The sequence below is a fragment of the Aeromonas sp. S11(2024) genome, from assembly GCF_041402345.1.
Classification (GTDB): domain Bacteria; phylum Pseudomonadota; class Gammaproteobacteria; order Enterobacterales; family Aeromonadaceae; genus Aeromonas; species Aeromonas veronii.
In genome coordinates this window covers 17,171-30,258 of sequence record NZ_JBGLRC010000004.1, presented here as the reverse complement: position 1 = coordinate 30,258, position 13,088 = coordinate 17,171, and the positions used below count along the sequence as shown (strand labels likewise).

Here is a 13,088-nt window from a genome sequence, read left to right as displayed (position 1 = left end):
AGGCCATCGCCTCTCCTTTTGATATTCAACATGGTGCCAAATCCCGGCTTAGTGCAGCTTCAGGGTCGGGCGCAGTACCCGGTTGATGCGACCCACCAGCATGATGAGGCCGGTCTTGACGTAGCCGTGCAGGGCGATCTGGTGCATCCGGTAGAGGGAGATGTAGACCAGACGGGCAATGTAGCCCTCGACCATCATGGAGCCGCGCATCAAGTTGCCCATCAGGCTGCCCACGGTGGAGAAGCGGCTGAGGGAGACCAGCGAACCGTGGTCGTGGTAGAGGTAGGGCTTCATCTCGCCGCCGTTCATCTTGGCCAGGATGTTCTTGAACGCCTGGCTGGCCATCTGGTGGGCAGACTGGGCGCGCGGCGGCACGAACTTGCCATCCGGCTGCGGGCAGGCTGCGCAGTCACCGATAACGAAGATGTTCTCATCACGGGTAGTCTGCAGGGTCTCTTTCACCACCAGCTGGTTGATGCGGTTGGTCTCAAGACCAGCGATATCCTTCATGAAGTCAGGCGCCTTGATACCGGCCGCCCACACCATCAGGTCAGCTTCAATCAGCTCGCCATCCTTGGTGTGCAGACCGTCGCTGGTCGCTTCGGTGATCATGGTGGCGGTACGCACGTCCACACCCAGCTTGACCAACTCCTGATGGGCGGCGCCGCTGATGCGCTCCGGCAGAGCCGGCAGAATGCGCGGGCCTGCTTCCACCAGGGTCACCTTCAGGCTGTCGGTGGTGAGGTTCTTGAAGCCGTAGGCGTAGAGCTGCTCGACCGCGTTGTAGAGCTCGGCAGAGAGCTCGACGCCGGTGGCGCCGCCGCCGACGATGGCAATCTTCACCTTGTCGCCCGGCTTATATTCGGTGGCGAACTGCAGGAAGCGGTTCATCATGCTGTTGTGGAAACGGTGCGCCTGGGAGGGGCTATCGAGGAAGATGCAGTTATCCTTGATACCCTTGGTGTTGAAGTCGTTGGAGACAGAACCGATGGCCATCACCAGATAGTCGTAGGGCAGCTCGCGCTCGTTGACCACGATGTCGCCATTGTCATCGTGGATCGGGGCCAGCACGATGCGTTTATCGTCACGCTTGATGTCGGTCAGGGTGCCGAGCTGGAAGTCGAAACCGTGGTTCTTGGCGTGAGACTGGTAGCTCAGAGCATCGATGCCCGCGTCCATGGAGCCGGTGGCCACTTCGTGCAGCAGGGGTTTCCACAGGTGGGTGCGGTTGCGATCGACCAGAGTGATCTTGGCCTTGTTCTTCTTGCCAAGCTTGCGACCCAGACTGGTGGCCAGCTCCAGGCCACCGGCGCCGCCGCCTACAACGACAATATTCATCATGATGATTTTCCTCGGTTCCTCAAAACGAAAGGGAGCCATTGGCTCCCTAAAACGAAATCGGTCGACGTGATGGATCAGGCTTCTTTGAAGGCCTTCATCCGCTGCAGATGATGCGAGATATTTTTGAACTTATGAGTCTCGCGCTCATCCCACACGATGTCGTAATAGTTCTTCAATTCACGTTCAGTGTCCCGATTATCGCGCACTTCATCCTGAACGGAAAGGATACACAGGCAGTTTCCTGAATTTTTCTTACGAAATTCAGTTACACACTTGGTACCGATATCGTCATATTCTTCCGGCCGGTCGATCTTGCCCTGCATGTTCTCTTCCGGATGGAGGTTGGGGTTGAAGATCACTTGGCGAATGCCGCACAGAAAGCCGATCCGCTCGCTCCAGTAGCCACCAAGACCCACGCCGCAGATCAGCGGTTTGGGATCGGTACTCATATCGAGCTGTTTTTTCACTTCCTTGAGCAGATGGCTCATATCATGACGGGGGTGAACCGTGCTGTAGTGCACGAAACGCACATCATCATCAATAAACTGCAACTGCAGCACTTTCTCGTGATTGCCTGGGCTGGTGGCATCAAAGCCATGCAGATAGATGATCATGGATAAGACCTCAGGATCTGTGTCGGTTTTATCGAAACTACCCCAGCGGCGGCCCCGTGCGCCACCAAAACATCCAACTTTCTTGCTTTGGATCACGCCCCCGCCCCCGATTGCGCCCCGCGGCCCGCGAGCGCCGTCACATGCAGAGGGGCGCATTGCGAGCAACGTTATGGTGCCCGGCTATCAAAGTGAGATCGCCAGACCGATAATGATAAACCCCTTACCAATCTGAGATGCCCTCACCTCCTTCCCCTGCCAGCAGCCGGACACTTATCTGGCCGGTATGTGACTCATCCCGCAAAAACAAGGCGTTATCACCAAACGTTTTCGCTCGTGAGCGGCGTTGTGCATGTTTTGTGCACTGACCCGTGCAGCACCGGATCCCTCTCACTACTGCCGAGGGAGCTGGCACCTCTGTCAATACACGAGATCAATGACCGGGAAAGCTGCGGCTTTCACTATCTTGCCTGTAGCAGTTGCGCGGGCTTCAAGGAGTGATCTGTTCATGAACGAGACCAATCCCCCCTCCCCCCGACCGGGTGCGCGCAAGCGCCCGGTGGATGAAGTGGAGCGCATGCTCCCCATGGGCCAACTATTTACCCTGGGCCTGCAACATGTGCTGGTGATGTACGCCGGCGCCGTGGCGGTGCCATTGGTGATTGGCGGCAGTCTGGGGCTGCCCAAGGATCAAATCTCCTACCTTATCAGTTCGGATCTCTTCTGCTGCGGCATCGTCACCCTGCTGCAATGTGTCGGGATTGGCCGCTTTGCCGGGATCCGGCTGCCGGTCATCATGTCGGTCACCTTTGCCGCCGTGATGCCCATGCTGGCCATCGGAGCCAACCCGGATCTGGGGCTGACGGGCATCTTCGGTGCCACCATCGCCGCCGGTATCATCTCGACCCTGCTGGTGCCGCTGATAGGTCGGCTGATGCCGCTCTTCCCCACCGTCGTCACCGGTGTGGTTATCACCTCCATCGGGATCAGCATCATGCAGGTGGGGATCGACTGGATGGCGGGGGGCAAGGGTAATCCGGAATATGGCAGCCTGCGCTATATCGGCACCAGCTTTCTGGTGCTCGTCTTTATCCTGCTGGTGACCCGCTTCACCAAGGGCTTTTTCAGCAATATCTCGGTGCTGCTCGGGATCATCTTCGGTTTCGCGGTGGCCATCGCCATGGGCGAAGTAAGCCTCGATGGCCTCGGCGAGGCAGCCTGGTTTGCCCCCATAGTGCCCTTCGCCTTCGGCTGGCCCACCTTCGATCCCATCTCCATCGCCACTCTGACGGTGATCATGCTCATCACCTTTATCGAATCCATGGGGATGTTTCTGGCCCTTGGCGACATCGTCGGCCATCCGGCTAGGCGCGGTGATATCGTACGCGGGCTGCGGGTGGATGGCATCGGCACCATTATTGGTGGGATATTCAACAGCTTCCCCCACACCTCCTTCTCCCAGAATATCGGTCTGGTGAGCGTGACCGGGGTATCGAGTCGCTGGGTCTGCGTGATGTCGGGGGGGATCCTGCTCGCCTTTGGCCTCATCCCCAAAATGTCGGTGCTGGTCGCCTCTATACCGCCCTTCGTGCTGGGGGGCGCTGGCATCGTCATGTTCGGCATGGTGCTGGCCACCGGGATCCGCATCCTGGCGCGCACCGATTACAACAGCAACCGTCACAACCTCTATATCGTCGCCATCAGTCTCGGAATTGGCATGATCCCGACGGTCTCCGGGAATTTTTTCCAACAGCTTCCGGCGCAGCTACAACCGCTTTTTCATAGCGGTATCCTGCTGGCCACCATCAGTTCGGTGCTGCTCAACCTCTTCTTCAACGGCTATCAGCCGGACCTGACTCACCAGACCCGTCCTCTGTTCGTTGGTCCCATCAAACCGCAGCAAGAGCAGGCATAACAAACAGGCCCCCGGACAGCGAGACTGTCCGGGGGCCTGTTGTTCATATCACCGCTGACCCAATCAGGCAGGCAACTGTGCGAAGCGTTCTATCGCCTGCGCTACTTGTGCCAGACTCCCCTGCCAGAAGGCGGCCTCACGGATATCCTGCCCCAGATGCTTGGCTACCAGATCTTCGGCGCTCATCCGGCCGGTATCGCGCAACAAGGCGCGATAGGCCTCGGCCACGCCCTCTTCCCCCGCCGCCTTGCGGCTCATCAACTGCTGATAGACCCCGAGGCTGAACAGATAACCGAACAGATAGGGGTAGTTGTAAAAGCCCAGCCCGGCGATGGAGAAGTGCGCCTTGGCCGCCCAGAACATGGGATGATAGCGGGTCAGGCTCCCCTCATACCAGCGTCCCCACGCCTCGTCAGTCAACGCCTTGAGCCGCTCTGCCGGCACATAACCCTGCGCCCGCTCGGCCACCAAGGCCTGCTCGAAATCGAAGCGAGCCGGGATATTGACCAGGAAGGTGGCCGCGCCGTCGGCCTCGGCCCAGATGATCGCCAGCTGCTCTTCCGGACTTTGCGCCTGCTCGAACAGGGCGCTGCGCACCAGGGTTTCGGCGAAGATGGAGGCGGTCTCCGCCAGCGTCATGGGGTAGCTGCGCTGGCTCATCGGCAGATCGCGGATCACCCAATTGTGCCAAGCGTGGCCCAGCTCATGGGCCAGGGTAATGACGTTGTCCATGGTACCGGCATAGGTAACAAAGACCCGCGGTTCGACCGGTTCGGCAAACTTGGTGCAGTAGGCGCCGGTGCGGCGATTTGGCGTGGGCGCAGCATCAATCCACCCCTTCTCGGCCATCATGCGGGCAAATGCCCCCATCTCGGGATCGAATCGTCTAAAGGCATCGGCAATCAACTCGATCGCCTCATCAAAAGGAATGTCACGGCTGCTGGAAGCTGGAGGCGGCGCAAAGAGATCCTCCGGCCCCAGATCGTCGAGACCAAGGCGCTCGGCCATCAGCCCCAGGACGCGCTGACCCAACCCACGGGCTCGCCAGGTTTCGCTCATCAGGGCATCGAGGGTGGCTCGCTCGATATGACTCTGATGGCAGGAGAGATCCAGCGCATCGAGCACACGGGTTTTGCCGCGCTGACGGGCCAGCTCCAGCCGCCAGCCGTTAAGGGCATTGAGGATAGCGGCAACCGTCTCCTGCTCCCCTTCCCAACCGGCGCTGATGGCATCAAAGGCTTCTAAACGCAGCGCACGCACCGGGCTGGAGAGCAGATTGCTCGCCTCGGCCAGCCCCATCTCGCGGCCATCAATGGTCAAGCGGATCTTGCCCACCAGATCGTTGTAGAGGTTGCCCCAGGCGTGCAGGCCATCGGTGCCCAGACCGATCACCAGTTGCTCCGCCTCCACCGGCAGGCGCTGATCCTGCAAGCGACGCTCATGGCGCAGGCGGTACGCCTCTTCACCGAGCAACGGATCCCTCATCAGCGCGGCGAATTCCTCTTCCGGCAACGCCAGCATCAGATCTTCCACCGGCGCCAGCGTCTTGAACAGATCGGCATTGAGGGCGCGGGCACGGGACGCCAGCTGTTTGGCCTGCGGATCCCGCACATCCTGACTGCCGCGGCACGCGGCCAAAATGGCGACGTTCCAGCCGATATGGCGAATATCACGGGCGCGCAGCCGCACTTCCCGCAAAAAATCCAGCAGCGCTGCGTCAGCGTCGCGCACCCCGTCCAGACCCGCCATATAGCTGGCCAGCTCTTCCAGCGCGTGGCGGGCTGCGCGCATGTCCGCTTCCAGCTCTGGGCTGTCGAGGCCCGGGTAGATATGGTCGTTATTCCACTGTTGTTGATACATAACTTCTCGCAAAGGCCTTTATCGGGAGGCGCTGCAGACCTGCGGGCAGCAAGTCAGAGACCGAGCGTCCCGCTGGCCAAAAAATGAAGAGAGGAAAAAAGAGAAAATGGCCCGCAAGCTCGCTTATACCTTGGCCGGGGCAAGACGGCTCACCAGCGTCATCACGGCAACCAGCAGCAGACCCGCCACCACACCGGCCACGGCGTTGAGCAGCGTCGGCGTCACCGCCGCCAGTACGGCCCCCACTGTGGGCAGGCTGGCAACAACAGCGGCTGCACCTTCAATCAGGTGATGGGCAAAGGGCCAGCCATGCACCAGAATGCCGCCGCCCACCATGAACATGGCGATGGTGCCGACCAGAGCCAGCAGGTGCATCAGACGGGGCGCCGTCACCAACAGTCCCTGCCCCACCGCGCGGCGCAGGGCGCTGCCATCGGGCTTTTGCAGCAGATGCAGACCGATGTCATCGAGCTTGACGATCAGCCCCACCAACCCGTAGACCCCGATGGTCATCAGCAGGGCGATGCCAGCCACTACCGAGAGCTGCAGCGCGAGGCTTGCTCCCTGTACCGTGCCAAGGGCGATGACGATGATCTCGGCAGAGAGAATAAAATCGGTGCGGATCGCTCCCTTTACCTTCTGCTGCTCGAAGGCCACCAGATCATCGGGAATAGGAGCTGTGTGTGCCTCACCCTCGCTCACTTCATGAGGCAGGAACTTGTGGGCCAGCTTCTCGGCCCCCTCAAAGCAGAGGTAGGCACCTCCCAGCATCAAGAGCGGCGTGATAAGCCAGGGCACCAGGGCACTGATGGCGATGGCTGCGGGCACCAGAATCAGCTTGTTGCGAAATGATCCCTTGGCTACCGCCCACACCACCGGCAACTCCCGCTCGGCACGCACTCCGGAAACCTGCTCCGCGTTGAGGGCGAGATCGTCCCCCAACACCCCGGCGGTCTTCTTCGCCGCCATCTTGGTCATCAGCGCCACGTCATCGAGCACGCTGGCGATATCGTCGAGCAGGGCCAACAAACTGGTTCCGGCCATATCAAAGATTCCTTATATCAGTGAGAACAACCCCGGGAGAGAGGTGTACGTCCCGATAACCACCGGGGTCAACAGGGCCACCTCATGGCGATGGCAGGCCATCATCGGCCGAGCCAAGAATCCGGCGCTCGCCATCGGGGGGTTACGTCTTTCGGGCAAAAGATGGCACAGTGTAACGAGAAGCCGCCGTTTCGGCAGCACCCCTGAGCCATTTGTTCCTGGTTCCCTCTGAATCACATCAAGGAGTTCCCATGCAACCCTGGCAACCTTTGCTCGATTTCTGGTTTGGCGACGAGGCCGATGACGTCCTGCGGGCCACACGGCAAGCCCCGCTCTGGTGGGGAAAAAACAGCAAAACGGATGCCCTGCTGGCCAGCCGCTTTGGCGAGCTGGCACAGGCCGCAGCCGAGGGCAGCCTCGCCCACTGGGCCGATCTCCCCAGCGGCCGGCTGGCGCTGATCCTGCTGCTCGACCAGTTGCCGCGCAATATCCATCGCGGCACGCCTGCGGCCTTTGCCCAGGATCCGCTGGCAAGGGATCTCTGCCTGAAAGGGCTATCCATCGGGGCGGACAAATCCCTCTCGCCACTGGAGCGGGTCTTCTTCTATCTGCCGCTGGAACATGCCGAATCCCACGAACAACAGGCCAGAAGTGTGGCGCTGTTCGAGGCACTGGCTGCCGAGCAGGCTGGCACATCGGCGCAGGCGACCTTTGCCGGATTTGCCGACTTTGCCCGCCGCCATCAGGTGATCATCGAACGCTTTGGCCGCTTCCCCCACCGCAACGACATTCTGGGTCGCACCAGCACACCGGAAGAGGCGGCATTTTTGCAGCAACCGGGCTCAGGCTTCTAAGCAAGCCATATAAAAAATCCCCGCCAGCTGGCGGGGATAGCAGATGGATAACAACCGTCGGCGTTACTGAATGCGGTAGCGGGATATCTGCTGGTGGATGCTCTCGGTGGTGACATTGAGCTCCTCGGCGGCGGCTGAGGTCTCTTCCGCTGTACTGCTGGTTTGCTGCACGACCTGAGCAATCTGCTCCACCTGATGAGCGATCGACTCGGCGGCCGAACTCTGCTCGCGGATGGCATTGGTGATCTCGCCCACCTGCTCCATCACCCGGTGCGACGCACTGCGGATCTCGGCAATAATGGCGCCACTCTCGGTCGCCATGGTGACCCCCTGGCTCACCTTCTCCTCCACCAGATGCATGCGGGAGACCGTATTGTTCGACTCCTGCTGGATCGCCTCTACCGTGGCGGAGATCTCCTGGGTGGATTGCGCTGTCCGCTCTGCCAGTTTGCGCACCTCATCCGCCACCACCGCAAAGCCACGGCCGGACTCCCCGGCCCTCGCTGCTTCAATGGCCGCGTTCAAGGCCAGCAAGTTGGTCTGCCCCGCCACATCACGGATCACGTTGACCACACCGCCAATGCGCGAAATGCCCTCACCCAGCGCAATGACCTCGGACGAGGCCTGCCGAATGGAGTCGGCTATCTCGTTGATGGCATGGACGGTGCGCTCGATGGTCCGGCCTCCCTCGGTCGCCAGCTGCCCCGACTCATTGGTGATGCGGCTCGTCTCCTGAGTACGCTGGGAGATATCTGTGATGCTGACCGTCATCTCTTCCACACCGGCGGCGATCAGACTGGTGGCATCATTGGCCTGATTAGCCGAGCTGGCCAGGTGCTGCGCTGCCTGAGAGAGGGATTCGGCGGTGCTCTTGATCTGCAAGCTGCCGACGGAAAATTCGGTAAATGTCTGTTGCAGCGTATCGAGCAGCCGGTTAACCGCATTGAGGGTCAGGCCAATCTCATCCTGCTGTTTCACGTCTGCTCTGAGGGTAAAGTTGAGGTCGCGCTGGATCCGGGTCAGGGTATCCATGGCGGTGCGAAGGGGATTGGCCACCTGATTGAACAACCAGACAAACAGCCCCATCGTCAGTACGGTGGCACCACCGGCGATAAACAACAGGGTTTGCAGGCTGTTGTCATAATTCTCCTGGCCCTGCTTCTTGAGCGCCAGTCCCAAATCCATATTGAAGTTGACGTGGAGCTCGATTGCCTTGGCAAACTGCTGGAACACTCTGGTGGCTTCTCCCGCCAGCATGTCTCGCGCTTCATCGTTCTTGTTTTGTCTGGAGAGCTGCAGAACCTTGTCTATCTCCTGATAATATTGCGCGATAATGCGTTGATCATCGTCGGTCAGGCGTCGGTCTTCGTCATTGGAGAGCATCTCTGCTTTATATTTCTCCAGTTGCGAATTGATCTGTTTGCGATGCTCGGCAATATCGGCTTCTATCTGCTGCATCTTGTCATTGTCGGTGTTGAGGATATGACTTTGAACCCGGGAGTGCAGCTCATAGAACGCAGCCTGCACCTCCTTGATCAGCGCAATACTGGGCACCGTATTGTCCGTCACATAGCTCAAGTCTCGATTGCCAGCCCCAAGGCGGTTGATACTGAACCAGCTGAGGAAAACAAGCGCCAGCATAACCAGCAGCGCTATCAGTTGAAGCCGACGAGCAATGTTCATAACCGTACACTCCAGATGAAAACTATCTAGCAGTGTAGACGAGCCATAAACAACAACGGCCCGCATTGGCGGGCCGTTGTTGTTTATTTTTCATGGCGTTGTGATCAGGCTTTGGCTGGCTCACTCTCGCCCAGCGCGACGGTTTCACCCAGACTGTCTTCGGTCTTGGCCACCACGCTGGCGGCGATGGCGTTACCCAGCACGTTGGTGGCAGAGCGGCCCATGTCGAGGAAGTGGTCGATCCCCAGCAGCAGCAGAATGCCCGCTTCCGGAATATGGAACTGGTTCAGGGTGGCGGCAATCACCACCAGAGAGGCGCGCGGTACCCCGGCCATCCCCTTGGAGGTGACCATCAGCAGCAGCAGCATGGTGATCTGCTGGGCCATGGAGAGCTCGATGCCATACGCCTGGGCAATGAACATCACCGCGAAGGTGCAGTACATCATGGAGCCGTCGAGGTTGAAGGAGTAACCCATCGGCAGCACGAAGCTGGCGATGCGCTTGTCACAACCGAACTTCTCCAGACGATCCAGGGTCTTCGGATAGGCGGCTTCAGAGCTGGCGGTCGAGAAGGCGAGCAGGATGGGTTCGCGGATCATCGCCAGCAGCTTGATAACACGGCCACGCAGGAAGACGCTGCCCATGGCGATCAGCAGCAGCCAGAGGCAGGCCAGTGCGATATAGAACTGGGCCATAAAGCTGCCGTAAGTGACCAGAATACCCAGCCCCTCTTTGGCCACCATGGCGGCGATGGCGCCAAATACCGCGAATGGCGCAAAGTTCATCACATAACCGGTCACTTTCAGCATGATCTCGGCGGCACTGGCCATCAGCACCACTACCGGCTTGGCCAGATCGCCGAGCGCGGCGGCAGCCAGACCGAAGAAGAGGGAGAAGACCACGATCTGCAGGATCTCGTTGGTGGCCATCGCCTCGACCACGCTCTTGGGGATGGCGTGGGTCACAAAATCTTTCAGGGTAATGGCACCGGCAGCAATGCCCGAGCTGGCGGTGTCATTGGGCAGGGATAGTGAAAGACCCACACCCGGCTGCATCAGGGTCACCATCACCAGACCCAGGCTCAGGGACATCAGGGAGGCCAGCATGAACCAGCCGAGGGTCTTGGCACCGATACGACCCACGGTGCGGGTGTCGCCCATCTTGGCGATACCGACCACCAGGGTGGTGAAGACCAGAGGAGCGATGATCATCTTGATCAGGCGCAGGAAGATATCGGTCAGGATCGTGATGTTATTGGCGAAATCCGCAGCCTGATCTGCGGCAAACATCCGATAGCCCTGGCCGGTGAGGATGCCAAACATCATGGAGATGAGGATGGCGACCGTCAGTTTATTCATTTTCATGGGGGAGTCCCGGTTTTGATTGGTGCAAGCCGTAAACAGTGGCGTGGGAGCCACTACAGTCCGTTTTTGTGATCCGAGCCGTTGATTCCTGGCGGCTGGTATGCTGGGAGAATGCCTAAAAGCAGGGGGTAAATCTAGAGGCTTTCTCCAGAATTTTATCCTGCCATTAGGTGTATGTGATATAGATCTTGCAAACCACCAATATTAATCACTGTTTATTTTGATTTCGGCGAGATATTTCGCATTCAGAGTTCGCTCATCGAGTGCCCGTGGCAACAGGCGAAAAGTGAGCAGCGCCGAGATGGTATGCTGCACCTGCATCTGGGCCATAAAGAGATCAGGTTCATCTTCGTCAAAGCCGAAGATCGGCCGTGATGGGGTCACCCTGACGGCATCGCGGTTAATGGTCAGCTCATCGACCTTGAGCCAGGAGTAACCCTCTGCCAGTGCCAGCTCCCCTGCCCGCTTGAGCACATATTTGCGGGCGGTCTCCCTGTCCACCAAATCGTTGCCGACAAACTCCAGTTGCCACTTGTCCGGGCCAAGCCGGGTCTGGGAAAAACCGGTCTGGCCGTTCCAGAATGACTTTTCACTCTCGTAAGGGGTGGCGCAGCCCACCAACAGCAGGGTGAGCATCAGCAGACAACAGTGTTTAGATACGGATGCAGACACGAGAGGCCTCGCCAGGCAAATGAGCAACAGAGTCGTTACTACACCATAAAGCGCGGTGGCTGCACAATCCGCTCGCGCCAACAGCTACCAGCTGTGCATCACCACTGGCTTCACGCCTGTGCGGCAAATCGCAGGCAAAAGAAAAGGCCTTGTCGTTTGACAAGGCCTTTACCGGGGAATTTGGTCGGTGTGAGAGGATTCGAACCTCCGACCCTCTACACCCCATGCAGATGCGCTACCTGGCTGCGCTACACACCGACGGAGTCAGCTCGGCTGACGGGGGCAGAGTTTATGGAGATGGCCCTGCCCTGTCAACAGGGAAACGCCGCCAATTCCTCGGCCACGGTGCGTTCGCCTGCTTTGCGAACAATCAGCGGTTAAAGGTCAGCCGCTTGCCCAGGATCTGGTCAGTCACCTGCCCGTTTTGCCAGGCGATCTGGCCGTTCACCAGCGTCATCTCCACCGAGCTGTGGAAGCGGTAGCCGTTGAAGGGCGACCAGCCACAGTGGTAGAGGATGTTGTCATCGTTGACCACATAGGGCTTGCCCAGATCCAGCAGCACCAGATCGGCGAAATACCCCTCGCGGATATAACCGCGATCCTGCACCTGGAAGCGCTCGGCCACCGCATGGGAAGTCTTCTTGACGATAGTCTCCAGGGTAAATACGCCGTTGTGGTAGAGCTCCAGCAGCGCCTGCAAAGAGTGCTGCACCAACGGTACGCCGGACGGTGCCTTAAAGTAGCTGTTCTGCTTCTCTTCCCAGGTGTGGGGCGCGTGGTCGGTGGCGATGATGTCGAGCACGTCGTTGCGTACCGCATCCAGCAGTGCCTGCTGGTCGGCGGCACTCTTCACCGCAGGGTTGCACTTGATCAGGCTGCCCTGGGTCTCGTAATCGGCATCATTGAAGAAGAGGTGGTGAACACACACCTCGGCGGTGATGTTCTTGTCTTTCAACTCGCTCAGATCGTGGCTGGCGGTAAACAGCGACAGCTCCTTGGCCGAGGTCAGATGCAGCACATGCAGCTTGGCACCGTATTTTTTCGCCAGCGCCACCGCCATGCTGGAGGATTTGTAGCACGCCTCGTCGCTGCGAATGCGGCCATGCTCCCCCATCGGCACATTCTCGCCCCACTTGGCCCGCGCCGCCTCTTCGGCCTTGGCGATGGTCGGAGTGTCTTCGCAGTGGGTGACGATCATCACCGGGCTTTCGCGGAAGATGGCCGCCAGGGTCTCCTGATTGTCCACCAGCATGTTGCCGGTCGAGGAGCCCATAAACACCTTGACCCCGCAGGACTGCTTGGGGTCGAGACGCTTGATCTCTGCAAGGTTGTCGTTGGTGGCGCCGAGATAGAAGCTGTAGTTGGCGACGGAGGAGTTGGCAGCGATCTGGTATTTGGCTTCGAGGGCGTCGAGGGTGGTGGTCTGGGGATTGACGTTGGGCATTTCCATGAAACTGGTGGTGCCACCGGCGACGGCGGCGCGGGATTCGCTGGCAATAGTCCCCTTGTGGGTCAATCCCGGCTCCCGGAAGTGGACCTGATCATCGATCATTCCGGGGATAAGGTGGCGACCTGCGGCATCGATCACCAGCGCATCGGGCGCCTCGATATCCGGGGCGATGCGGGCAATCCGTTCCCCCTCGATCAACACATCGGAGGCATAGATACGGCCTTCGTTGACCAAGGTGGCATTCTTGATAAGCAGTTTGTTCATGGGGGGTTCCAGTTCCTTTGCCGATAATCG

10 protein-coding genes and 1 tRNA gene are annotated in these 13,088 nt (G+C 59.3%); 2 read left to right on the top strand and 9 right to left on the bottom strand.

Annotation, left to right across the window (positions count from 1 at the left end; translation table 11 throughout):
- Positions 1-48 precede the first annotated feature (48 nt).
- Positions 49-1,341: an NAD(P)/FAD-dependent oxidoreductase gene (locus tag ACB040_RS04900; protein ID WP_005333998.1), complete on the bottom strand. Its 1,293-nt coding sequence runs from the start codon at positions 1,339-1,341 to the stop codon at positions 49-51.
- Positions 1,342-1,415: 74 nt separating this feature from the next.
- A complete protein-coding gene (gene ycfP / locus ACB040_RS04895; protein ID WP_005334000.1) occupies positions 1,416-1,955 on the bottom strand; it encodes an alpha/beta hydrolase YcfP in 540 nt (179 codons plus the stop codon).
- 505 nt (positions 1,956-2,460) lie between these two features.
- Between ycfP and ACB040_RS04890 the strand changes: the two genes are divergently transcribed.
- The gene (locus tag ACB040_RS04890) at positions 2,461-3,867 is read left to right on the top strand and encodes a nucleobase:cation symporter-2 family protein (protein WP_100646258.1); all 1,407 of its coding nucleotides are present in this window, start codon (positions 2,461-2,463) and stop codon (positions 3,865-3,867) included.
- A gap of 63 nt (positions 3,868-3,930) precedes the next feature.
- On the opposite strand, the gene ACB040_RS04885 is transcribed toward ACB040_RS04890, so the two are convergent.
- Together ACB040_RS04885 and ACB040_RS04880 are read right to left on the bottom strand one after the other, a co-directional pair.
- Positions 3,931-5,727 carry a M3 family oligoendopeptidase gene (locus ACB040_RS04885; protein WP_338771500.1) on the bottom strand — a complete coding sequence of 599 codons (1,797 nt, stop codon included), beginning with the start codon at positions 5,725-5,727 and terminating at the stop codon, positions 3,931-3,933.
- Positions 5,728-5,850: 123 nt separating this feature from the next.
- Entirely contained in the window at positions 5,851-6,771 is a 921-nt protein-coding gene (locus tag ACB040_RS04880; RefSeq protein WP_335820304.1) for a DUF808 domain-containing protein, read from the bottom strand.
- A gap of 251 nt (positions 6,772-7,022) precedes the next feature.
- Here ACB040_RS04880 and ACB040_RS04875 point away from each other — a divergent pair, with 251 nt between their 5' ends.
- Entirely contained in the window at positions 7,023-7,625 is a 603-nt protein-coding gene (locus ACB040_RS04875) for a DUF924 family protein (RefSeq protein ID WP_338771507.1), read from the top strand.
- Between the two features lie 63 nt (positions 7,626-7,688).
- Here the strand turns inward: ACB040_RS04875 and ACB040_RS04870 are convergent, their stop codons facing one another.
- The 5 genes from ACB040_RS04870 to ACB040_RS04850 all read right to left on the bottom strand — a co-directional run bounded on the left by ACB040_RS04870 (position 7,689) and on the right by ACB040_RS04850 (position 13,058).
- A complete protein-coding gene (locus ACB040_RS04870) occupies positions 7,689-9,308 on the bottom strand; it encodes a methyl-accepting chemotaxis protein (RefSeq protein WP_338771510.1) in 1,620 nt (539 codons plus the stop codon).
- 104 nt (positions 9,309-9,412) lie between these two features.
- Positions 9,413-10,672 carry a dicarboxylate/amino acid:cation symporter gene (locus ACB040_RS04865; RefSeq protein WP_005334018.1) on the bottom strand — a complete coding sequence of 420 codons (1,260 nt, stop codon included), beginning with the start codon at positions 10,670-10,672 and terminating at the stop codon, positions 9,413-9,415.
- 204 nt (positions 10,673-10,876) lie between these two features.
- Positions 10,877-11,308, bottom strand: coding sequence for a hypothetical protein (locus tag ACB040_RS04860; RefSeq protein WP_041235087.1), 432 nt, complete (start codon positions 11,306-11,308; stop codon positions 10,877-10,879).
- Between the two features lie 217 nt (positions 11,309-11,525).
- Positions 11,526-11,602: transfer RNA gene (locus tag ACB040_RS04855), tRNA-Pro, on the bottom strand.
- A 112-nt stretch (positions 11,603-11,714) separates the two neighbouring features.
- A complete protein-coding gene (locus tag ACB040_RS04850; RefSeq protein WP_338771513.1) occupies positions 11,715-13,058 on the bottom strand; it encodes a dihydroorotase in 1,344 nt (447 codons plus the stop codon).
- Between the last annotated feature and the right edge of the window lie 30 nt (positions 13,059-13,088).